Source organism: Rhodobacter sp. 24-YEA-8 (assembly GCF_900105075.1).
In the GTDB taxonomy this organism is placed as follows: domain Bacteria; phylum Pseudomonadota; class Alphaproteobacteria; order Rhodobacterales; family Rhodobacteraceae; genus Pseudogemmobacter.
The window spans coordinates 3,246,507-3,268,677 of sequence record NZ_FNSK01000001.1 but is presented as its reverse complement, the minus strand read 5'-3'; the positions used below and the strand labels follow the sequence as shown (position 1 = coordinate 3,268,677).

Genomic DNA, 22,171 nt, shown 5'->3' with positions numbered 1-22,171 from the left:
CGCTTTCCGGCGTCGGAACATGGGTAATCTGACAGGCCAGGACCGGCCCCGGAACCAGGGCCGCAGCCATTGCAGACAGGATATGTCGCATCCGGTGCCCCCTCACGTCACTCAGCGCCATCCTGCGCCCATGTGAGACGGTCGCGAAGTCAGGAAATCCCACTCAATCCGGGCGCGGCTTGTCGTCCCAGTCTTTCGTCAGGATACGGCTGGCATCGCCTTCGGGGTCGTCAAACTGCCGTGACCGCATGGCCCAGATGAAGGCAAGAAGGCCAATGCCCCCCATAAACAGCGAGACCGGGATCAGGATGCCAAGGATTTCCATAAGCGCTCCCTATTTCAGACGCAGGGCATTAAGCGAGACCGTAATCGAAGACAGCGACATTGCCAGCGCCGCCGCAAGGGGGGTTGCGAGGCCGAAAAGCGCCAGCGGCACTGCCACGATATTATACCCGGCGGAAATCCTGAAATTCCCGACGATCCGCTTCGAGGCCTGACGCGAAATGCGGATGGCATCGGCGATAGGTGCGATATTCTGGCCCAGAAGCACGATATCCGAGGCCACCCGCGCCGCATCCAGCGCCGAGGCGGGCGAGATCGAGACATAGGCCTCGGCCAGCGCCGCCGTATCGTTCAGCCCGTCCCCGACCATCAGGACCCGGGCGCCCCCGGCCCGCAGATCCCGGATCCGCGCGGCTTTCTCAGATGGCAATACCCCTGCCGACCAGTCGTCAATGCCAAGCTCTGCCGCCAGTGACGACACCGCCGCCGCATTGTCCCCCGACAAAAGGATCACCCGCTGCCCCCCTGCCTTCAGCGCGGTCATCAGATCGGCAACGCCAGGGCGCAGCCGGTCGGAGAAGGTGAAGGCACGCGGCGCGCCCTCGCCGGTGGAAAGCCAGGTTGCGGTCTCACTGCCCGCGTCTGCGCCGCACCATTCGGCGCGGCCAAGACGGACGCGCATACCTTTCCAGCAGCCTTCGATCCCATAGCCGGGCATCTCGCGGATTTCCTCAACCCGGGCAGGGCGTATGCCTGCGGCGCGCGCCGCACCGGCAAGCGCCATGGCCAGCGGATGCGACGAGGCCGCCGCCAGTGCCAGCGCCACCTCGCGTGCGGGCAGCGGGTGATCGTCGAGATTCGTCACCAGCGGCTGGCCCATGGTCAGCGTGCCGGTCTTGTCGAACACCACCGTATCCACCTGTGACATCCGCTCCAGCGCGGTGCCGTCCTTGATCAGCATCCCCTTGCGGAAGAGCTTTCCGCTAGCAGAGGTCAGCACCGCCGGAACGGCGAGGCCAAGCGCACAGGGGCAGGTGATGATCAGCACCGCCGCCATGATATTGACCGACAGACGGAAATCGCCACCGGTCCAGATCAGCCAGCCGGCAAAGGCCGCAGCTGCCAGCACATGCACGATCGACGAATAGGCATGCGCCGCGCGTTCGGCCAGAGAGGTGTAGCGGGTCTTTGCCGCCTCGGCCACCGCGACCAGATCGGCCATCTGATGCAGCGAACTGTCCTTGCCCGCCGCCGTGACGCGCAAAGTCAGCGGGCCGGTCAGATTGACCTCTCCCGCCGAGACCTGCGCGCCGGGAAGGGCTGCGACCGGCAGTGTCTCTCCCGTCAGAAGGCTGCGGTCGATCTCGGAGGCGCCGGCAGTCACCACGCCATCAACCGGCATCCGCCCGCCTGGGCGCACGAGGACCAGATCACCGACCGCGACCTCGCTGATCGGTTTGACCAGTTCGGCGCCCTCCGTCAGCACGATGGCGCGCGGCACTTCCAGCGCGGCCAGTTCCTGCGCGGCAGAACGCGCAATCGCCCGGGTGCGGTGATCGAGATAGCGCCCGATCAACAGGAAGAAGGTCAGCATCACTGCGGCATCGAAATAGGCATGCGGCCCGGAATTGATGGTCTCGAATATCGAGATGAAACAGGCCAGCACAATCGCGAGGCTGATCGGGAAATCCATCCCGAGCCGCCCCGCCTTCACCGAGCGCCAGGCGCCCCTGAAAAACGGCTGCGCGGAAAACACCACTGTCGGCAGCGCGATGGCGCCGGAAATCCAGTGGAACATGTCGCGCGTCGCCCCATCGGCGCCGGACCAGACCGCCACCGACAAAAGCATGACATTCATCATGGAAAAGAAGGCGACACCCATCCGCATCAGAAGATCGCGGCCCTGGCGATCGGTCTCGGTCACCGACAAAAGCCCCGGATCCAGCTCATGCGCCTCATAGCCGGCGCGATCCAGTACCTGAACCAGGTCGGCGGGCGTGATCTCTGGCCCGGCATCGACCGAAACCCGTTTCAGCGTCAGATTGAGCCGTGCCGAGCGCACACCCGGCACCGCCTGCAGCGCCTTTTCCACTGTCGAGATACAGTCCGCACAATGCGCTGCGGGCAGCGACAGCACGATCCGCGCATCCTTCACCACCCGCGCCAGATCGGCGGCAGCGGGGGCGACGACACAGGCCGGGCAGGCCGAAATGCCGCCGGGACTATCAGACATCCGGTTCAGATCGCTGGCCGTCATGCTCATGATTCTGACCTCAGCTCTTTGGTGCCACGGCGAAATCCAGCCGGCGTTCGAAAGGCGTGCCATCCTGCGCGATGGCCTGCACCTTCATCATCCATTCGCCCGAACCAAGGTCGACCGCCGCCTCATAGCCTTTCCCGGTCCAGCGGAAATCGGGGCTCTGGTCATCCCTCGCGATGGTCACGCGGCCGATCAGCGCTTCAAGCGCGCGCGCCTCGACCGGCTGGCCGCTGGCATCGGTGATCGTCAGGGACATCCGGCCCGGCTCGTAAACCTGCTCGATCCCCCAGCCAAGCGCCTCCTGCGCCTCGCGACGCCCGTCGAATCCCCGGCCCGCAACGTAAGAGCTTTGCACCTCGAGCCCCGGAAAGGTCGACACCGCCTTGAACGCCATGAAGACATTTACCGCCGTGATGATCCCAAAGAAGGACAGCACCGCGAACAGCACTTTCCCCCCTGTCAGCTTGCCGCGCCGGAACCAGAGGCCAAAGCCGATCACCACCAGAACCAGCGGGACAAACAGAAGAAACATCGGCTGAAAGCCCGGAAGCTGGAAGTTGCTCATGGTTGATCGCCTTTGCCGTTGAAGACCGTGTCTTTCGACACAAGATCGGTGGTATCTTTGACGCCGGGCACCGGTTCGCCCTCGATCCAGAGCCGGATATCGCTGCGTTGCGCTCTGGCTGCCACCGTCCCGGGTGCCGCCGTAACGTAAAGCCGCACATGCGCGGTTTCATTGGCCGGAACCTCGATCCGACCCCCTGTGCCGCCTTCGACCGACAAAGCCAGCGCCGGATCTTCGACAGAGAAGGAGAACCAGCGAGCCTCGCCTTCCATATTGCGCAGACGGATCTCGTAGGTGTTGCGGATCGTGCCGTCCGAAAGCGTCACAAAGGTCGGATTGCGCACCGGAGTGACGTTGACATCAATCGGGCTGCGCAGGAACAAAGCCGCCACCAGCGCCGCCCCGACCCCGGCCCAGAGCAGGGTGTAAAGGATCGTGCGCGGGCGCAGAACATGTTTCCAGGCCGGAACAGCAGGCTCACCCCTGCGCTCGCGCGCCTCGTCGGTCAGCGCGAGATAGTCGATCAGCCCGCGCGGCTTGCCGATCTTGTCCATCATGTCATTGCAGGCGTCGATGCACAGCCCGCAGGTGATACAGGCCAGCTGCTGACCGTCACGGATGTCGATCCCCATCGGGCAGACATTGACGCAGGCCATGCAGTCGATGCAGTCGCCCTTGTCGGCACCTGGCTTGCCGCGCGGCTCGCCGCGCCAGTCACGATAGGCGATGGTGATGGTCTCTTCATCCATCATCGCGGCCTGAATCCGGGGCCAGGGGCACATATAGATGCAGACCTGTTCGCGCATGAACCCACCGAAGACGAAGGTGGTCATGGTCAGCGTCAGCATGGTGATCCAGGCGACGGGGCTGGCGCTGAGCGTCACCAGGTCACGCAGCAAAGTCGGCGCATCGGTGAAGTAGAAGATCCAGGCACCGCCGGTTGCAAGCCCGATCAGGAACCATGCCGTCCATTTCACCGCGCTTTTGCGGATCTTCTCTGCGGTCCATTTGCTCCGGTGCAGGCGGATACGGGCATTGCGGTCCCCCTCGATCCATCGCTCGACCAGGATGAAGAGATCGGTCCAGACGGTTTGCGGGCAGGCATAGCCACACCAGACCCGCCCGGCGGCCGAGGTGAAGAGAAACAGCCCCAGCCCCGCCATGATCAAAAGACCCGCAACGAAATAGAATTCATGCGGCCAGATTTCGATCATGAAAAAGAAAAAGCGGCGATTGGCCAGATCTACCAGCACCGCCTGGTCGGGCAGGTTCGGCCCCCGATCCCAGCGAATCCAGGGCGTGATGTAATAAATGCCCAGCGTAATCGCCATGATCCACCATTTCGCCGTGCGAAAATGGCCTTTGACGCGGCGGGGAAAGATCGGCTCACGCGCCGCATAAAGGCTCGGCGGGCTGGCTTCTGGTATGGACACGGACTCGCTCCGGAATCGGCTGTTGCAGTTTGGTATCGCAGACCGGCAGCGATCCGGCTTTGACATGCGTCAAATATTCCATGGGCGATTCAAGTTTGATCCTGTGCGGTGCCGCAGTGCGCAAATGCCGCAGCCGTGACCGCAAGGGTCAGCGTTTGCGGCCCGGATCCCGACCCTGACCAAACCCCGGAACGCGCGAACAGGAAGGGTTGGGCCAGGGTCGCCCCCCGCCGCCTCCGATGGGGTTCGAAAAGGCGGGGCAGTTTCTTAGTGCCAAAAGCGCCTCGTCAGGGCCTTGACCTGGATCAATCCCAGATGCGGGGCTCGGTCAGGCCGTTCGCTTACAATTGTGCATTCCAGCTCTCATCGCCCGCGACCGGCGAAAATCGCCTCAAATTCACCCGTGGTGATCACCCGGCGCTCACCGGCAAAGACCATCGAGACCGGCTGGCCCGACCGGAAACGGACCTGGCCACAAAGAGAACGGCCAGCAGCGAGGCCGTTGTTACCTTCGGGAACCGGCGCGGACAGATACCCCGGGCAAAATCTCTAGAGCCAGATCCTCTGCATCCGCGACATGACAATAACCCCCAGAGTCCGCCGATATTTCCGATATAGAAGTGCTGAGCTGCGGGCTTGCCGTGATAATGCGCCTGCCTCTCCACCAAAGCCGAACGGGCATCTGGCGGCGTCACCATCCGAGGCGGACCGCAGTCGCAGATCAACCCTCTGGATGCGCTCCGGTCTCACGCTCCGGCCGGCGTTCGATCTTGTGGCACTCCTGGTCAGAGGTGATCTTTTCCTTGCAGGTGATCAGCCTGCGCGAGGTCTGACGCAGCCGCGCCCCCTTTCACGTAAGGCCTGGCCAACCAGTTGCCTCAGATCAGCGCCCTGGTGTGGCCGATGCCGGGGTTCCGGCCCTTCAGCGGAATATTCTGGTCCGTGACGCCCGGCCTGGCGATCAGGTCGCGGTGTTGCAGAATGTCGGCCTCACGAATAGCCTGATAGAAACCGTGCTTTCCGGCGGAACAGAACCGCAATCCGCCAGATCAGGCGGATGCTGCGCCCCCCCCCCGGGACGAGACGCTCACGACCATCCCGACCGCCCATCAACAGCCCCCCACCGCTTTGCGCAGTTCCCCGGGATCAGCCTCAGACGCCTTCTCCGGTCGGATCCTGTCAAACACATTGGCACGCCGAGACCCGAAATCACTGGCCTCGGGCTGTCGGTTGGCGCGATCAAGCACGGTCGCAGTCTGCTCAGTGAGGAAGTCATCGAAGATGCGCCTGATTTCTTTCGATACTTCAATGACCTGGCTCTGTTTCAGCTCATCGGTCACCGCGCCGATCCTGACCTCGATCAGGCCGCGATACCCGGCGGCAAACGTGGCGGGATCCCTGCGGCGCAGCCACCAGCGCTTCCACCAGCTGCGGTGGAGGTTGATGGTGATGGTTTCGCCCATCACCACCGGTGGCGGCGCTTTTGGCACCTGCGGCGGCCCGATCTGGATACCGCGGCCCGCAGGCCCCAATGCGCCGGCACAGAGCGGGCTCAGATCACTTGCTGCGCCACAGAACACCGTTTCCACCTGCACCCGCACCCGCACCCGGGCCGAAAACCGGTCAAAGGTCGTGCGCAGCACCAGCCGCAGCCCTGAGGAATTGAAGGTCCAGCTGTCCTCCGGGCCGGCCCTGCAAAGATGATCGGTCAGAGCGTCGGTGGCGCGGAGCACATAATCCTGCTGCACCTGGGTCAGTACCGGTGCCAGCTCACCCTCCAGCCGGGAAAGCGTCTCTTCCAGTCTATCCCGTGCGCGACCGACAATGGCATTGAGATCGCCGCGCAGCTGTTCCGGATCGACAGCTGTCAGCCGCCCTGCACTATCGCGCCCGCTGACCAATGCCTTGCGGGCGGCCCTGGCGGCGGCGATATTGGCAAGCTTGGCGCGCATCGCCGCCAGATGGCGGGCGCCAGAGCCGTTAACGATACGCTCATTGATGCTGCGCATCAGTTCGGGAATGCCGGACAGCTTCCACAGATGCGCCATGTTGCGCGGATCGGCCCCGACATCGCAATTTCCGGCCCAGTCGGACAGCGGGGTTCTGCCATCTGCGTCACGATCCGGGCGCTCGCCCTGCAACGCCATCGCAGCCCAGCGGGCCGAGCCGAATACCACCTTAACATCCCGCAGACGGCCATAGGGGCGCAGCGTTTTGTGGATACCCTCATGAATCCCGGCCACATGCTCAGAGGGCGTATGGAGCTCGTCGATACGGTTGACGAACAGCACAACCTGACGCGATTCAGCGTTTGCAATCAGCCGGATCAGCGCAAGATCGGTGGTATTCAGCGCCTCATGCGCCGAGAGAACCACGACACAGACCTTTGCCCCGCGCAGCGCCTGCAGGGTGACCTCTTCGCGCGTGAGAAACGTGTCTTTCCCGCCGGGCGTATCGCGGAACAGATAGCTGCCGGAAACCCGGAGGAAGGTTTTGCGTCAGAGGCCGATCCGGAAAGCGCTTGTGCGGCGAATGCATCATTTGCGGCGGATTGAATGACTTTCATATTCCCCTTCCCCTGTGCGGGAGCACAGATCGCAGCATCGCAAGGACAGCTGCGTCCCGAAGGGGACACAACCCGCCTGAAAATCCCCGGGGATCAGGTAACAGGCGGGCCGCCGGCTGAGGACAAAGAACCAGAAAGAGCAAAAACCGCTCCGACACGAGAACCATCATACATCCGGGGAAGCCAGCCAGATGACCTCCTCCTCGTACAGGATGAAATTGACCCGGCTTTGTGAAGAATCTGTGGATCTCCGGAGGATTTTCTTTGTTCCGGAAGCGCCTTTCAGCTGTGTTACAAGGCTTTGAAAAATAGCGGAATTCACATCGAAAAATGGCGGGAACCGGCGGTATGAAAACCCGTTCCCGCCATATCCGGCGCCCCGGCCAACCAGCCTGTCGTGCCAGGCTGTCCGCCCCCGGTCAGGGGCTATCTGTCAGGCCGCAGCAGCGGCCCGCGTCATCTCCGCCTGCGCCAGCGCGCTATCTACGGCTGAAAGGTTGATCAGCCGGCGCTCCAGCACCTCCATCTGGCTTTGCAGCCGGTGGACGATGCGGCTGCGAAAATCGGGGTCATTCACGACCATCTCGAATTCCACCATGTCTTTTTTCAGCCGGTGGACCCGCTCATTCAACGAGAGCTCGAACATCCGGAGCATCACGCGGAGCCGGTCGATGCCGGCATCTGCGCGTTCCACCTGGGCCTCGTTGAAAGCGGCCAGAAGTTTTTCCATCGGCGGGCGCAGCTCTTCTGCCGCGATCATGCGCAGCGCGGCAAGGCTCTTTTCGACATTAATCCCGGGCCGGCGCCAGAAGGCCCAGCTGCGATTCGAAATGAAATTCACCCTGAGCGACCGTTTCGCCAGCGTCAGCGTCGAGACGAATTCATCATAGGGAAGATCGGAAAGGTTGATCCCCTCGGCCCGTTCCTGAAAGCGGTCTTTGATGGTCTGCTGGCACGATGACAACCCGTTCGAAAGAACCACATCGGTGCCCGCGCGCGAATTCCTCCAGGCCGCGGTCAGCTCGCGCTCCATGACCTTTTGCAAAGGCGAGAGGTCAATTTCCATTGCCCGCGACGTCTCGCCACGCAGCTTTCCGGCCATGATCCGCGCCTCGAATTCCGGCTTCTGATCTTCGACAAAGCTCTCGATCATGCCGATCAGCCGGGTTTCCAGCCTGGACCAGGACCTGGTCAGCACTTTCTCGATCTGCACCTCGGCATTCTCGACATGGGCTTCCAGCCCGGTCTGCGCCTTGCGGATGGCGTCGATCTCAAGCTGAAGATCCTCGATCGCCATATTGGCGACCTCACTGTTGACACTGCCGGCCTGGGTTTGCAGCGACGCGCGTTCGCGCCGCGCCACAAACAGCGCGCCATTCAGCTCGGCCCGGATATCGGCCCTGATCTGCGCCATCTGCGACCGGCCGACGCCTGAATCGATCAGCTGCGACAGCGCCACTTTCACGTCGCGCATGCCGGAGGCGAGCATCAGGCGCTCGCAGCGGTCATCGGGCAGATAGCCGTAGCGCGAATGGATATAGCGCGCGAGGCGGGTGTCATCGAGGGCGGCGCGATCGGCCTCGGCCTCATCCCCGTCCTGGAGCGTCAGATCCGCCATCCAGGCCGAACCGGCCACGATGGTGAAATCAATATCGGGGATCGCACCGCACAGACGCCGCGAGACATCCTCGATCACGCGCGGCACATCTGTGTCGTAATCGTCAAGCTCGTCGATCCGGTTCACAAAGACCAGAACATCCTTGCTATCCTGTTTCGCCAGAATGCGGATCAGCGCGATATCGACATCGGTCAGCGGCTGATGCGCCGACAGGACGATGACAAACACATCCGACTTATCGAGGCTGCGACAGGTGAATTCATCGCGCACAAGGAACGGGTCATTCACGCCGGGCGTATCGGTGATGATGGTCGGCACCTGGAATTCCGGCAGCCGCATATAGACATTCGCGACTTTGGTCAGCATCGCATAACGCCCTGCCGCCGTCGGATCGGTCTCATCCTCGGCCCCGGCGCAGACATAGCTCCGCAGCAGATCCGAGGAAACATAGTCGTAATCATGCGCCGTTCCCAACAGATCGGCATAGCGCCTGCCAAGGCGTTCCTCGGCGCGCCGGCGCATCTGGTCGCTTTGCTCGCGCAAAAGCTGGGTGTCAAAGCCCGGCAGCAACTGTTCGGTCAGCTTGCGGATACGGCTGTCGCCATTGACGATCTCGTTCCAGTCGGCATTGCCGAAGAATTCGAACTTTGCCCCCATCACCGGGTCACCGGGCAGGTTCACCCGGATATTGGTGACGACCGAAGTCCAGGGATTCACATCCGAGGGCAGGAAATCATGGCTGTAAAGGAAAGCATTCAGAAAGGTCGATTTGCCCGCCTTGACCTGGCCGATCACCGCGACTTTTGCGGCCCAATTGTCCAGCCGCTCGCGCAACGCGCGAAAGCCCGGACGCATGTCACGGCTGATGACCTTGTCGATCCGGTCAAGGGAATCCCGAAGAAAATTCAGTTCCTGGCGCTGGTCAGGTGCAATTTGCATGTCAGCTTCTCACTCACAAAAATCCGCAGAGAAACCGGCACGTCCGGCACCACTGGCAGAGCCACTATTCACAGAGTTACCATTCACAGCGCCGGACTGAGCGGGCTGCGCATCCAGGCGGGCAATAAAGTGCTCCACAGCGGCGAGCAGCGATTCCGGATCGCTGTGGTCAACGCTCTGGCTCATTTCGTTCCAGAGGCTGCGCGCACGCCCGATCCCTGCCCCGGCCAGCGCGGCGCGGACCAGAGCCGCGTTTGCAAGAGGCGCGGTTTCTGGCGCAGTATCGGGCGGGGTCTCTTCCGGGTGACGGTTCAGGACGAGCTGCAGGACATTGGCCCCGACCACATCGCGCGGTGATGCGGAAGGATCGGGATCCTCGCCGGCCTCTTTCTGCGCTTTCAGCGCAGGAGCGGGCTGCGGGTCCGCAGCCCCGGTCGCAACGGATGAGGTCGCCGGCTCAGGCGTCGTGACACGTACCGGCACCGAGGCCGCGAACTGGCCGATCAGCGTATTGGGCGCCCCGTCCAGCCGCACGCAACCGCTGACCATACGCAGACGGGCCGCGATGCGGTCAAGATCGTCGCGCTGCAGGAGCGACGCCATGAGGAAGCTCTCGAAAAACGCGCCGGCCTCGCGCTGGACGCGCTGCAACACGCGGTCAGCCATGGCCGGGCTGCCCAGCAGATCGGCATGGGTCACCACCATGGTCGCATTCTGCCGCAGCCGCGCGGGCATCGCCTGCCAGACCGCCTTTTCGCTTTGCCGCCAGGCCTGGGTCGCATTGGTGCACCAGACCACGGCATCGGCAAATTCCAGCATGCGCTGCCAGGTCTCGGCCGCCATGTTCGGATCGGAATTGCCGGGCGTGTCGATAATTTCCATCCCGGTCAGGACCGGCGCCGGATGCGCCATCACGCAATATCGGGTCGTTTCCAGATCGACAGTGTTCAGATCGGCCAGCGGCTCGCCCCGGCCCGACTGACCGACACGGATCAGCGACGGCTCGCCCCGCACCAGCCAGACCGGCGGCAGCGCGGTCGCGGTGACATTCGACGGCAGCACCGGGCCACCGACCAGCCCGTTGATCAGCTGGGTCTTGCCGGCGCTGAATTCGCCCGCGATCAGGATGCGTGGCTTGCGCTGCACCGGAGCACCAGGGCATTCAGCCGCCGGGTCGACCGGTTTCCTGCGGTTCCAGAAGCCCATCACGCCGACATCCTCCGCGTATCGGCCAGACGGGCGAGACTGGTCTCATCCATCTGCCCGGAATTCACCTCGTCCGGCCCCTTTTCATGCAGCCGCTCCAGCAGCGCCTCGCAGAACCGGCTCTGATCCAGCGCAAATCCGGTGACGATCCCGCGCGTGGCCGCGACCGCCGGATCAAAGAAGTCCGCCAGCAGATTGTCGATCAGCGGCTGGGTCTCTTCGATAATCAACGCACGGTACTTCTTCTCGACCTTCTTCGCCTGGCCAAAGCGCAGGAAGCGCCCGGCCAGCCTGCCGGTCGCACCGGTATCCCAGATCCGATGCCACCACGTCGCCTGAAGGTCGAAGGACAGCGTGCGGGCCAGCACGGTCGGCGCGCTATGTTGCTGCTGTTCGGGAAAATCGATGCTGGCGGCATTACGATAGACGCCCAGCTCATTTTGCAGCACGTCCTGCACCGCATCGAGCATCGATTCAAAGCTGATCTCGCCTTCGCGGCGCAGTCGGGCACAGGAAGAAAGATAGGCCGTGCGCATCATCATCCGCAGGCCGGTCGGGTCGTGATCCCAGGAGCCGGTCTCGCCAAAGGCCTGGATATGCGATTGCAGCGCCTCGACCGCAGACTCGACAAAGGTATCGCGGGCGCGGGTCAGGCGTTCGTGCAACGCGGCGCGCAGATCGACGGCTGCCGCGTCAAAGGTGGTCATCACCTTTTGCTGCGAATCTGCCACCTTCAGCAGCAGCTCTTCCTGGCTGATCGTCAGCACCGCCATGCCGGCATCCCGCAGCCGTGCCGCCGAATCCACCGCTTCGCTCATTTCGATGATGAGTTTGATCTCGGCTTCGATGTCTTTCAGGAAAGCCGCACCCGGGCCATCGATCACACGTTCGGCAATAAGCCGGTGCAAGGCGGGCACGCCCGAGGCCTCGAACGCCGCCTCGCGCAGCGCGCCATGGTCAGTGACATCCAGATCGGGAGTCAGCTGTTGCAGCGCCGCAAGGCTGCGCGGCATCAGCGCGCCCTCGCCCGAAAGCGCAAAATTCGCCCAATAGCCCGAGCCGAACAGGATCGGGATATCCTGGTTCAGCCCCAGCCGCGCCAGGGTGCGGCGGATCGAAGCGCTGATCTTTTCCTCTTCGGCCTTCGGATCGGCCAGCTCGTCGATCCGGTTGACGAAAATCACCACTTCGCGCGCCTCGACGGCACAGATGATGCGCAGGATCGCCACATCCATAGTGGAAAGCGCCTGATGCGCCGACAGCACAACGACACAGACCCGGCTGTCCTGGATCGCATTGAGCGTGATCTGCTCGCGCATCATGAATGTGTCATTCACACCGGGCGTATCGCGGATGCACAGGCCCGATGGCAGCCCTTCGGCGTCAATATAAAGATCGGCGGTCTTGGTGATATCGGCATAGACACCGTCGCCCGATGCGTCCTTCAGGTCGGACGGGTCACCGTAGCAGATGTAGCGGTTGATCGTTTCCTTATCGAGGTCTGGAAAGGAATGGTTTGACCCGATGATACCGGCGAAATCCGCCCCCAGCCGCGCCTCGGTGCTCTGGCGCATCTGCGTGACCTGCGCGCGCACCTCATCGGCCTCCTGGTCGAATCCGGCGCGGGCGGCCATCTCGCCAAGCCGGCCCCCGGTTGCGACCAGCCGGTCCCATTCATGCTGGTCGAAAAAGCGAAACAGCGCGCGGGTATTCATCGGCCGGTGCCGGCTGTTCAGATGCAGCGCGGTGATCACCGAAGTCCAGGGGTTCACATCTGAGGGCAAGAGATCAGTCTCGCCCACCAGCGCATTGACCAGTGTGCTTTTCCCGGCCTTGATCTGGCCGATCACCGAGACCGAAGGCTCGAACGACCGGATCTTATCCAGCACCCGGTCAATCGGCTCTTCGACAAAGGCGAGCGAGAAATCGTAGAAATCCTCGACAGCCTTCTCAAGATCCGCCAGGCGCGACCAATAGCGGTTCAGTTCCCCGAACCCCTCGCGATGCTTCAGCCTGATGTTACCCTTCGTCATGAAGGCCTCTCAAATTTAGCGCGGACAGGCCGCTTACAGAAATCAGAACCGAACCCGGCCCCTGCATGCCGGGGCTGATCCTGCCGGTCGCTACAAGGCTCCGGCCTGGGCTTTGGAGGCGGTCTCCCATGCCATATCCTGTCCGGGATCCTGGCCGCTCCCGCCCGTCCTGACCGCGCCACTTCCGGCCCGCCGCGACCTGAATTCAGCCGGCCGGGGGCTGGACAGGCGCGCGAAGAGATCCGTCTGCCCCAAACGCCGTGTTCTGACCGCCACAACAAACCGGTGACCGCCTTCTTCCTCAAACTGCAAAACCTGGCCTGACATTTGCCACCCTGACTCGTGACTGCACATGGTCAGACCATGTCCATTGTTTTGGGCTCAAATCAGGCAGGTTCGCGGTGCTTTCAGGACGGCGCGCCCGGAAGATCGCATCGAAAGGTCAGGTTTTTGTTTCAGATACTCTGCAGTTGAATGGAGATGCCTTGCCCTGCGATCCTGTCGCGGTCTCCGCGGCGGCGGCACTATTCACCGGCGCGGCCCCCCTCAGGTTACAACGCCGCAAACACTCGCCCGCCCCTGTCGCGCACCTGCAGCCCGCGAAAGACCGGCCTGGCGCTTGCAGGAAATTCTTGCCGCCCGCCAGCTGCCCCCGGCTCAGGTGAAGGCTTTTGCGCAAAGCCGCGGCACAGGCGCCGGACCCAACCGGAACGATGCCGGAGTTACGGCCCGCTTCTTCGCCGCACGGCTTGAAGCATCGGATCGACGGCCTGATCAAAGCAGCGGAAGACCACATCACCCTGGCCAGCGTTCTGGTGGCCGGCTAATCCGCGATGGCGAAGAGACCGGCCACAGGCCCTGGAAGGGCACAATGCGCCAGGGCCCCGGCTTTCTCTCTGATCCCGGATATGAAAACGGGCCCCGAAGGGCCCGTCTCAAGTATCACTCGCCACCGCCAAGGCTGTGGACATACCAGCTGACCGCGCGGATATCGGCCTCTGACAACCGCCCCGCCCAGTCTGGCATCACCCCGAACCGCGCATTGTTGACGCTATAGGTGATCGCCTCGCGCGAGCCGCCATAGAGCCAGACCGCATCGGTCAGATCAGGGGCGCCCTGTTCGCGGTCGCCCTTGCCGGTCTCGGCATGGCAGGAGGAACAGTTATCGGCAAAGACCGTTGCCCCCGCAGAGGCCAGTGTGGCGTCATGCTCCTGGCCCGAAAGCTGCAGCACATATTCCACCACTTCCGCGATCTGCGGTTTCTCCAGCAGCTGATCCTTCCCGAAGGCCGGCATCTGGCTGTAGCGCGCATCGGGGTCGGTGGTATTGCGGATCCCGTGGCTGACAGTCTGATGGATCGCCTCCATCGAGCCGCCCCAGAGCCAGTCATCATCCAGAAGGTTCGGATAGCCAAGGCTCTGAATCCCGGCCGCACCTGCGCCATGACACTGGACGCAATTGGTGCGAAACACGGCCGCACCTGCGTTTTCGGCAAAAGCCGCAAGCTGAGGATCATCGCCGATCGCGTTCAGATCCGTCGCCACCAGCTTTTCACGATTGCCCGCATTCCTGGCATTCCAGTCGGCGATCTCGGCCGCGACATTGGCGCGCTCATTATTGCCGATCACGCCCTGCGTCGCACGGGTCAGCAAAGGCCAGGCCGGATAGGCGATGGTATAGCCGATGCCCCAGACGATACAGGCATAGAACACCCAGACCCACCAGCGCGGCATCGGGTTGTCCAGCTCCTGGATACCATCCCAGTCATGGCCTGTGGTCGGAACCTCACGTTCGACTTTGGTAATCTTTTTGGCGCACATGATTCACGCCTCCGTCCGCTGGCTGTTACGGGGCTCCGCGGGGTCCGCAGCAGGGCGGTCCTCATTGCGGAAGATCGAGCTGGCAATCTCGTCATGGACTTTCCGGCTGCCCGGGCGGAAGGCCCAGAATGCGATGCCGACAAACATCAGGAACATGAGCAGCAGGCCCCAGCTGTCGGCGGTGGCGCGCAGGAATGAATAGAGTTCCATTCTTTGTCCTCCTCAGCGTGTCGGATCCGGGGTGAAGGTCGAGAAATCGACCATCGTCCCCAGGACCTGCATATAGGCGATCAGGGCATCCATCTCGGTGATCTTCGGCGAGCCGTCGAAGTTCCTGACATTGACCGCGCGGCCGAATGCGGCCTCGCCGTAACGTGCCTCAAGCCCGGAACTGTCGGCATCCGGATTGGCCTGGGCCAGGAAATCGGCCTGCGCGTTTTCGATCATCTCATCGGTATAGGGGATGCCGACGATGCGGCTCGCCTTCAGGGAATCGGCGATATATCTGCCATCGATCACCTTGTTTTTCAGAAAGCCATAGGGCGGCATCAGGCTTTCCGGCACCACCTGTTTGGCATCGGTAAAGTGATCCACATGCCATTCATCCGAATAACGCCCGCCCACCCGGGCCAGATCCGGCCCGGTGCGTTTCGATCCCCATTGATGCGGCTTGTCATACATCGATTCGACGGCAAGGCTGTAATGGCCATAGCGCGTCACCTCGTCCCGCATCGGGCGGATCATCTGGCTGTGGCAGTTGTAGCAGCCCTCGTTCTTGTAGACCTGCGCGCCCGCGAGTTCGAGCGGGGTGTAGGGGCGAACCCCTTCCACCTTCTCGATCGTGTTCTCGAGATAGAAAAGCGGCACAATCTGCACGAGGCCGCCGATCGCGACGACGATAAAGGCCAGCACCATCAGGAGTGTCGCGTGGGTTTCGATCTTTTTATGTTTGTCGAGTATGGACATTTAACCCTCGCTCACGCAGCCGGAATGGCGTTGTTGGCATTGACTGGTGCTTTCGCTTCCTGACCCCGGACGGTCATCCAGAGGTTCCAGCACATGATGAGCGCGCCCCCCATGTAAAGAAGCCCCCCCAATGTGCGCACCACGTTCATCGGATATTTGGCGCCCACGGTGTCGGCAAAAGCGTTGACGAGGAAGCCATTGGCATCGACTTCGCGCCACATCAGGCCTTCCATGATGCCAGACACCCAAAGCGCCGAGGCGTAGAGAACGATCCCGATGGTCGCCAGCCAGAAATGCCAGGACACAAGCGCCAGGCTGTAAAGCCGCTCGCGGTTCCAGAGCCTCGGCGTCAGATAGTAAAGTGCGCCGAAGGTGATCAGCCCGTTCCAGCCAAGCGCGCCGGAATGAACGTGACCGATGGTCCAGTCGGTGTAATGCGACAGCGAGTTCACCGATTTGATCGACATCATCGGCCCCTCAAACGTGGCCATGCCGTAGAAACCAAGCGCCACAACCATCATCCGCAGAACGGGGTCAGTGCGCAGCTTGTCCCAGGCACCCGAAAGCGTCATCAGACCGTTGATCATGCCACCCCAGCTCGGCATCCAGAGGATGATCGAGAACACCATGCCAAGGGTCGAGGCCCATTCCGGCAGAGCGGTGTAATGCAGGTGGTGCGGACCGGCCCAGATATAAAGGAAGATCAGTGCCCAGAAGTGGATGATCGACAGTTTATAGCTGTAGACCGGGCGTTCCGCCTGTTTCGGCACAAAGTAATACATCATGCCAAGGAAGCCTGCGGTCAGGAAAAAGCCCACCGCGTTATGGCCATACCACCACTGGATCATGGCATCCTGCACGCCACCGGTGACCTGGACCGAGGTCGAGCCGAAGATCGAAACCGGCACCGCCATGTTATTGACGACATGCAGCATGGCGATGGTGATGATGAAGCCGAGGTAGAACCAGTTTGCCACATAGATATGCGGCTCTTTGCGGTTCATCACCGTGCCGGCATAGACCGCGAGGAAGGCGACCCAGACGATGGTGATCCAGATGTCGATATGCCAGGCGGGTTCGGCATATTCCTTGGCCTGGCTGCCGCCAAGCACATAGGAGCTCGCCGCCAGGACGATCATGAGGTTCCAGCCCCAGAACACGAACCAGGCCAGATTGCCGCCCCAGAGCCGCGTCGCACAGGTGCGCTGCACCACGTAGAACGCAGTGCAGATCAGCGCATTGCCCCCAAAGGCAAAAATCACGGCGCTGGTGTGCAGCGGGCGCAGCCGCCCGAAATTGCCGATCCCCTGCAGGAATTCGAAATTCAGCCAGGGCCAAGCCAGCTGGCTGGCGATGACCACGCCGACCAGAAAGCCCACCACGCCCCAGAAGGCGGTGGCGATCACCCCGGCGCGGACGACGCCGTCCATATATTCGTTCCTGTTGACGACCCTCGGTTCACCGACGCCGCGCAGCACCACCACAAAGGTGATGGCGGCGGCCAGCATGACCGTGATCGCATTGACCTGATAAGCCAGATCGCGCGCGAAATTGGCCGCGATAGCGGCCAGAACCGCTGTCAGGCCAAGCGCGATCAGTTTGACGTAATCCCACATAAGGCGTTCCCTCGTCTTATATCCACGGCGTCTGAGGGGGTTAGATCCCCCCTGACAGACCTCCGGACTGTCTGCCTTGTGCTATAGACGGGGCGCGCGCGCCTTGATCTGCGTCAACACGTCCGGGCGCTGTGGCATCTTGCCACGCCGCGAAACACAGCATCGGCAGGCCCGGGAATTTGACCTCCATCAAGGCGGAACCCGGGCCGGGCCTCTAGCGTTATGGTTGTGAATGAACCTTCGACAACCCTGCGGGAGACGGGTCATGGCCTATAAATCGCTTCTCACCATCGCCAGTTCAGAGACTGGCACGCGCACCGCCGTCGATGCGGGGACGAAACTCGCGCTTGCGATGGATGCGCATCTGGAAACGCTCGCACTCGGGGTGGACCGCTCGCAACTGGGCTATGCCTATATCGGAACCGGCGCGGTGATCATGCAGGTCGCGATGGAACGCGCCGCCGAAGAGGCGGCCCTGCACGAGAAAAACCTGCGCGCAGCGCTTGAAGCCCAGGGCCAGGACCTGCGCTGGTCGCTTGATTCGGCAGTTTGCCAGCTGGGCGCCCTCGGAGAGCTGGTCGGCGCCCGCGCGCGCTACAGCGATCTGGTAGTGCTGCCGCAGCCCTATGGCGATGGTCAGGGCGCCGAGGGCGAGGCGGTGCTTGAGGCCGCCCTGTTCGACGGCGCGGCACCGGTGCTGGTGCTGCCCGCCTCCGGTCTGCCTGCGGCTTTGCCGAAACGGATCGTTCTGGCCTGGAATCAAAGCCGCGAGGCAATGGTGGCCGCGCGTCGCGCGATGCCCCTCCTCAAAGCCGCCGAACAGGTGGTGATCACCGTGGTCGACCCGTCGGCAAACGGGCCCGAACGATCAGATCCCGGCGGCAATCTGTGCCAGCTGCTGGTGCGCCACGGGGTCAGGGCCGAGGTTTCCGTGCTGGCGCGCACCCTGCCGCGGGTCTCGGATGTGCTGGCGCGGCAATGCCAGGATATTGGCGCCGATCTGCTGGTGATGGGGGCTTACGGCCATTCCCGTTTCCGCGAGGCGATTCTGGGTGGCGCCACCCGCAATATGCTGGAAAGCGCCGAAGTTCCTGTTTTCATGGCGCATTAAACGCCGGGAACCCTGGCGGGCGGCTCAGCGCCGCTCGCCAGAGGCCGGATAGACGCCAAGGATATTCAGCTCTGTGGTGAAATAGCTCAATTCTTCCAGCGCCCGCGCCAGCGCCGGGTCTTCGGGATGGCCCTCGACATCAGCATAAAAGGCGGTGGCGGTGAAATGGCCGCCGACCATATAGCTTTCCAGCTTGGTCATATTGACCCCATTGGTCGCGAAGCCGCCAAGCGCCTTGTAAAGCGCCGCCGGAATATTGCGGACCTGGAAGGTGAAGGTCGTGACCATTTTTTCGGCCCGGCGACGGTGATCGGGCGCGCGGCTCATCACCAGAAAGCGGGTGGTGTTGTTCGCGTGATCCTCGATATGACGGGCCAGCACGTCGAGCCCGTAGATCTCTGCCGCCAGCTCGCTTGCCAGCGCCGCATGGGACGGGTCATTCGCCTCAGCCGCCTCGCGCGCGGCCTTGGCATTGTCCGAGCTGATCACGCCACGGATTTTGTGCTTTTTCAGAAACCCTGCGCATTGCGGCAGGATTACCACATGGCCATGCGCCTCGCGCACATCCGCCACGCCAGCGCCTTTGACCCCCAGAAGATTGACATGCACCCGCACGAATGTCTCGTCGATGATATGCAGGCCCGAATTCGGCAACAGGCTGTGAACATCCGCCACACGACCATAGGTCGAGTTCTCGACCGCAAGCATTCCCAGATCCGCCCGACCGTCGCGGACAGATTCGACCACCTCCTCGAAAGTACTGCAGGGCAGCACCTCCATCCCCGGCCGCGCCTGGACGCAGGCCTGGTGCGAATAGGCGCCAGGCTCGCCCTGGAAGGAAATCAGGCCGGGCTTTGCATCAACAACTGCTGCGGACATGGCATGATCTCCTGAAAAATCGCGGGTTTCGCACATGAGAGACGATTGGTCGCGCTCCTACACCTTGCAAGCCATGCAGGGAAGCGGCTAATACCGGGCAAGACGACCAAGGGATGCGTTCGACATGTTCGACACAATGACGATGACCAAGGCGACCGGAGCTGTCTGTGGCGCACTGCTCGTGCTGCTGCTGGGGGGCTGGGCTGCGTCTGCACTTTACAGCACCGCGCCCCATGGCGGTGGCCATGGCGAAGAGGTCGCTCAGGCCTATACGATCGACACCGGCGCAGCTGCCGGCGGCGACGAACCGGCCGAGGTGGTTGATATCGCCGCGCTGATGGCAACGGCGGATCCGGCCAAGGGCGAAAAGGTCTTCAACAAATGCAAGGCCTGCCACAAGCTTGATGGCACCGACGGCACCGGCCCGCACCTGAACGGTGTGGTTGGCCGCCAGATCGCCAGCTCTGCGGGCTTTGCCTATTCCTCTTCGATGGCGGATCACGGCACCGATGGCACGAAATGGGATGCGGAAGAGCTGGACCATTTCCTGCGCGCGCCGAAATCCTTTGCGGCCAATACCAAGATGTCTTTCGCAGGCCTGCCGAAGCAGGATGAGCGCATCAACCTGATCGCCTTCCTGGAACAGCAAAAGTAACGGATTTTTCCGCCATCCGGGGAAAAATTCCGCTGAAAACAATGGCCGCACCTTCTGGTGCGGCCTTTTTCATGCGCTCATCATCAGAGTAACGCATTCGCGCCTTTCCCCCCGCGCGGCATGGCTTTAGCATCACAATCCGGATCGGGCAGAAACCGGGGGATGGAATGGCGGCAAGGGCGGATCGCAGGGGCGACAAAGGCCGGATGATGGCGGGCGAGGCCGCGATCATGGCCCGGGATCCCGCCCCCCTGTCCCGGATGCGTGCCGTCCTGTTAACCGGAACCCTCGCCCTGGCTGCGGCCCTGATAACCGCCGGGGCCCTGCGCGCCCAGGACGCCGCACCGGCCGAAGTCACCCCGACAGCCGCGCCCGCCGATGCAGCGGAAATCCCGGCTGAGGCCGAAACCGGCGTGATCATCTCGCATGGCATTGCCACCTTCAATTCCGACACATTGCTGCATCCGGCGGATATGGCCTACCTGCCCTATGTGAACCCCGACGCGCCAAAGGGCGGCGAGTTCAGCATGCAGGCCATTCAGGACGGCTATGATTCGATGAACCCTTTTTCGGTCCAGGGCCGCGCGGCCCAGGGCGCCACGATGATGCTGGAAGGGATCCTGACCGGCACCGCCGACGAGATCGGCTCGTCCTATTGCCTCATGTGCACCACGATGGAATTCCCCGAAGATCGCTCCTGGGTGATCTTCAACCTGCGCGATGATGTGCGTTTCTCGGATGGCTCGCCCCTCACCGCCGAAGATGTGGTGTTTTCCTACAACGTCTTTCTGACCAAGGGCCTTGCCGAGTTTCGTCCGCAGCTTGAGGCCCAGGTGGCTTCGGCAGAGGTGCTTGACCCACTGCGGGTGAAATTCACGTTCCAGCCCGGGGTGCCCAGCCGGCACCTGCCCGCGATGGTTGGCGGCCTGCCGGTCCTCTCAAAAGCCGATTACGAAGCGCGGAACATGGATCTTGAACAGGGCTCGATGCAGCCTTTTCTTGGTACCGGCGCCTATGTGCCTGTTCTGCCCGCGAAAAGCCCGACCACGATCAGCTATCGGCGCAACCCCGATTACTGGGCGCAGGATCTGCCTTTCGGCAGGGGCATGAACAATTACGATGTGATCCGCTATGAATATTTCGCCGAGGCCAATGCCGGATTCGAAGGGTTTAAAGGCGGCGCCTATACGTTCCGCCAGGAAAACGTCGCGCGGCAATGGTCGCTGAATTACGATTTCCCCGCCGTCCAGAATGGCAGCGTCCGCATGGAAGAACTGGCGCTTGACGGGGTCTCCAACGGCCAGTCCTGGGTCTTCAACCTGCGCCGCGGCATCTGGCAGGATCCACGGCTGCGCGAGGCCGTCGCGATCCTGTTCAATTTCGAATGGAGCAACGACACGCTGTTCTTCGGGAAATACCACCGGATCAATTCCTTCTGGGAAAATTCCTGGTTGCAGGCCGAAGGCCCGCCCGCGCCGGAAGAGATCGCGCTGCTGCAGCCACTGGTCGGGGAAGGGTTGCTGCCGGCCGAAATCCTGACCGACGAGCCCTATTCGCAGCCTGTCTCGGATGCCGGAAAGCTCCTCGACCGCAAATCCCTCATCAAAGCGTCGCAACTGCTGGATGAGGCGGGATGGCTGGTGGATGACAAAGGCATCCGCCGCAATGCGAAAGGCGAGGTGCTGCGGATCGAGATCCTCGATGACAACCCGACCTTTGAAAAGATCCTGGCACCCTTTGTCGAAAACCTGCGCGCGGTCGGCATTGATGCAAATGTGAACCAGATCGATTCTGCGCAATATGAAGTGCGGACCCGCAACCCCGAATATGATTTCGACTTCACCAGCACCTTCTTTGTCTTTGACTATTTCCCCGATTCCGGCCTGCGACAATGGATCGGATCGGCCGAGGCGGATGTCTCGGTCAGGAACCTTGCCGGGCTGAAAGATCCGGCGGTGGACCGGCTGATCAATGTCATCGTGGCGGCACAGTCCCGCGACGAGGTCACCACGGCGGTTCATGCCCTTGACCGGGTGCTGCGCGCAGATCGCTTCCGCGTGCCCATGTGGCACAAGCCGGAGGTCTGGGTCGCTTATTACGATATGTATGAACACCCCGCCGAGCTGCCGCCCTATGCCACGGGCGAGCGGAGCTGGTGGTGGGTCAATGCGGAAAAAGCCGCCGCGCTGAAGGCTCGCGGCGCGCTGCGACAGTGATCTTT

17 protein-coding genes are annotated in these 22,171 nt (G+C 62.4%); 4 read left to right on the top strand and 13 right to left on the bottom strand.

What is annotated here, in order from left to right; genetic code table 11:
- Window positions 1–163: 163 nt before the first annotated feature.
- From ccoS to BLW25_RS15685, 8 genes are all read right to left on the bottom strand, one after another.
- Complete coding sequence (ccoS, locus tag BLW25_RS15720; protein WP_092900746.1) at window positions 164–325, bottom strand: cbb3-type cytochrome oxidase assembly protein CcoS; 162 nt, start codon at window positions 323–325, stop codon at window positions 164–166.
- 9 nt (window positions 326–334) lie between these two features.
- Window positions 335–2,539, bottom strand: coding sequence for a heavy metal translocating P-type ATPase (locus BLW25_RS15715; RefSeq protein WP_092900743.1), 2,205 nt, complete (start codon window positions 2,537–2,539; stop codon window positions 335–337).
- A gap of 16 nt (window positions 2,540–2,555) precedes the next feature.
- Window positions 2,556–3,107 carry a FixH family protein gene (locus tag BLW25_RS15710; RefSeq protein ID WP_253188506.1) on the bottom strand — a complete coding sequence of 184 codons (552 nt, stop codon included), beginning with the start codon at window positions 3,105–3,107 and terminating at the stop codon, window positions 2,556–2,558.
- On the bottom strand, window positions 3,104–4,540 hold the full coding sequence (ccoG, locus tag BLW25_RS15705; protein ID WP_253188505.1) for a cytochrome c oxidase accessory protein CcoG: 1,437 nt from the start codon (window positions 4,538–4,540) through the stop codon (window positions 3,104–3,106). The genes BLW25_RS15710 and ccoG overlap by 4 nt, the downstream gene beginning before the upstream one ends.
- Before the next feature lie 1,109 nt (window positions 4,541–5,649).
- Window positions 5,650–6,915, bottom strand: a complete 1,266-nt coding sequence (locus BLW25_RS15700) for a hypothetical protein (protein ID WP_092900737.1) — start codon at window positions 6,913–6,915, stop codon at window positions 5,650–5,652.
- Window positions 6,916–7,539: 624 nt separating this feature from the next.
- Window positions 7,540–9,663 (bottom strand): dynamin family protein, encoded by a 2,124-nt coding sequence (locus BLW25_RS15695; protein ID WP_092900734.1) that lies wholly within the window; start codon window positions 9,661–9,663, stop codon window positions 7,540–7,542.
- 9 nt (window positions 9,664–9,672) lie between these two features.
- Window positions 9,673–10,869 carry a dynamin family protein gene (locus BLW25_RS15690; RefSeq protein WP_092900731.1) on the bottom strand — a complete coding sequence of 399 codons (1,197 nt, stop codon included), beginning with the start codon at window positions 10,867–10,869 and terminating at the stop codon, window positions 9,673–9,675.
- Window positions 10,869–12,902, bottom strand: a complete 2,034-nt coding sequence (locus BLW25_RS15685) for a dynamin family protein (protein WP_092900728.1) — start codon at window positions 12,900–12,902, stop codon at window positions 10,869–10,871. Before BLW25_RS15685 ends, BLW25_RS15690 begins: the two co-directional genes overlap by 1 nt.
- Before the next feature lie 671 nt (window positions 12,903–13,573).
- Between BLW25_RS15685 and BLW25_RS24470 the strand changes: the two genes are divergently transcribed.
- Entirely contained in the window at window positions 13,574–13,729 is a 156-nt protein-coding gene (locus BLW25_RS24470; RefSeq protein ID WP_171909583.1) for a hypothetical protein, read from the top strand.
- Between the two features lie 115 nt (window positions 13,730–13,844).
- Here the strand turns inward: BLW25_RS24470 and ccoP are convergent, their stop codons facing one another.
- Genes ccoP through ccoN form a run of 4 tightly spaced genes read right to left on the bottom strand, consistent with a single transcriptional unit; the run spans window position 13,845 to window position 17,305 of the window.
- Window positions 13,845–14,723, bottom strand: a complete 879-nt coding sequence (gene ccoP / locus BLW25_RS15675; RefSeq protein WP_092900723.1) for a cytochrome-c oxidase, cbb3-type subunit III — start codon at window positions 14,721–14,723, stop codon at window positions 13,845–13,847.
- A 3-nt stretch (window positions 14,724–14,726) separates the two neighbouring features.
- On the bottom strand, window positions 14,727–14,933 hold the full coding sequence (locus BLW25_RS15670) for a cbb3-type cytochrome c oxidase subunit 3 (RefSeq protein ID WP_092900720.1): 207 nt from the start codon (window positions 14,931–14,933) through the stop codon (window positions 14,727–14,729).
- A 12-nt stretch (window positions 14,934–14,945) separates the two neighbouring features.
- The gene (gene ccoO / locus BLW25_RS15665) at window positions 14,946–15,689 is read right to left on the bottom strand and encodes a cytochrome-c oxidase, cbb3-type subunit II (RefSeq protein WP_092900717.1); all 744 of its coding nucleotides are present in this window, start codon (window positions 15,687–15,689) and stop codon (window positions 14,946–14,948) included.
- A gap of 11 nt (window positions 15,690–15,700) precedes the next feature.
- Window positions 15,701–17,305 carry a cytochrome-c oxidase, cbb3-type subunit I gene (ccoN, locus tag BLW25_RS15660; protein ID WP_092900714.1) on the bottom strand — a complete coding sequence of 535 codons (1,605 nt, stop codon included), beginning with the start codon at window positions 17,303–17,305 and terminating at the stop codon, window positions 15,701–15,703.
- A gap of 265 nt (window positions 17,306–17,570) precedes the next feature.
- Between ccoN and BLW25_RS15655 the strand changes: the two genes are divergently transcribed.
- Window positions 17,571–18,416: a universal stress protein gene (locus BLW25_RS15655; RefSeq protein ID WP_092900711.1), complete on the top strand. Its 846-nt coding sequence runs from the start codon at window positions 17,571–17,573 to the stop codon at window positions 18,414–18,416.
- A gap of 24 nt (window positions 18,417–18,440) precedes the next feature.
- Here the strand turns inward: BLW25_RS15655 and BLW25_RS15650 are convergent, their stop codons facing one another.
- Window positions 18,441–19,295, bottom strand: a complete 855-nt coding sequence (locus BLW25_RS15650; protein WP_092900708.1) for a prephenate dehydratase — start codon at window positions 19,293–19,295, stop codon at window positions 18,441–18,443.
- A 124-nt stretch (window positions 19,296–19,419) separates the two neighbouring features.
- Between BLW25_RS15650 and BLW25_RS15645 the strand changes: the two genes are divergently transcribed.
- Window positions 19,420–19,950: a c-type cytochrome gene (locus tag BLW25_RS15645; protein WP_092900705.1), complete on the top strand. Its 531-nt coding sequence runs from the start codon at window positions 19,420–19,422 to the stop codon at window positions 19,948–19,950.
- A 167-nt stretch (window positions 19,951–20,117) separates the two neighbouring features.
- Window positions 20,118–22,166 (top strand): extracellular solute-binding protein, encoded by a 2,049-nt coding sequence (locus tag BLW25_RS15640; RefSeq protein WP_253188504.1) that lies wholly within the window; start codon window positions 20,118–20,120, stop codon window positions 22,164–22,166.
- The last annotated feature ends 5 nt before the right edge of the window (window positions 22,167–22,171 follow it).

What these genes read in the sequence shown, in the direction of transcription:
- ccoS (WP_092900746.1), bottom strand. Translation starts at nt 325, where the DNA reads ATGGAAATCCTTGGCATCCTGATCCCGGTCTCGCTGTTTATGGGGGGC.
- BLW25_RS15715 (WP_092900743.1), bottom strand. Translation starts at nt 2,539, where the DNA reads ATGACGGCCAGCGATCTGAACCGGATGTCTGATAGTCCCGGCGGCATT.
- BLW25_RS15710 (WP_253188506.1), bottom strand. Translation starts at nt 3,107, where the DNA reads ATGAGCAACTTCCAGCTTCCGGGCTTTCAGCCGATGTTTCTTCTGTTT.
- BLW25_RS15695 (WP_092900734.1), bottom strand. Translation starts at nt 9,663, where the DNA reads ATGCAAATTGCACCTGACCAGCGCCAGGAACTGAATTTTCTTCGGGAT.
- BLW25_RS15690 (WP_092900731.1), bottom strand. Translation starts at nt 10,869, where the DNA reads ATGGGCTTCTGGAACCGCAGGAAACCGGTCGACCCGGCGGCTGAATGC.
- BLW25_RS15685 (WP_092900728.1), bottom strand. Translation starts at nt 12,902, where the DNA reads ATGACGAAGGGTAACATCAGGCTGAAGCATCGCGAGGGGTTCGGGGAA.
- ccoP (WP_092900723.1), bottom strand. Translation starts at nt 14,723, where the DNA reads ATGTGCGCCAAAAAGATTACCAAAGTCGAACGTGAGGTTCCGACCACA.
- BLW25_RS15670 (WP_092900720.1), bottom strand. Translation starts at nt 14,933, where the DNA reads ATGGAACTCTATTCATTCCTGCGCGCCACCGCCGACAGCTGGGGCCTG.
- ccoO (WP_092900717.1), bottom strand. Translation starts at nt 15,689, where the DNA reads ATGTCCATACTCGACAAACATAAAAAGATCGAAACCCACGCGACACTC.
- ccoN (WP_092900714.1), bottom strand. Translation starts at nt 17,305, where the DNA reads ATGTGGGATTACGTCAAACTGATCGCGCTTGGCCTGACAGCGGTTCTG.
- BLW25_RS15655 (WP_092900711.1), top strand. Translation starts at nt 17,571, where the DNA reads ATGGCCTATAAATCGCTTCTCACCATCGCCAGTTCAGAGACTGGCACG.
- BLW25_RS15650 (WP_092900708.1), bottom strand. Translation starts at nt 19,295, where the DNA reads ATGTCCGCAGCAGTTGTTGATGCAAAGCCCGGCCTGATTTCCTTCCAG.
- BLW25_RS15645 (WP_092900705.1), top strand. Translation starts at nt 19,420, where the DNA reads ATGTTCGACACAATGACGATGACCAAGGCGACCGGAGCTGTCTGTGGC.
- BLW25_RS15640 (WP_253188504.1), top strand. Translation starts at nt 20,118, where the DNA reads ATGGCGGCAAGGGCGGATCGCAGGGGCGACAAAGGCCGGATGATGGCG.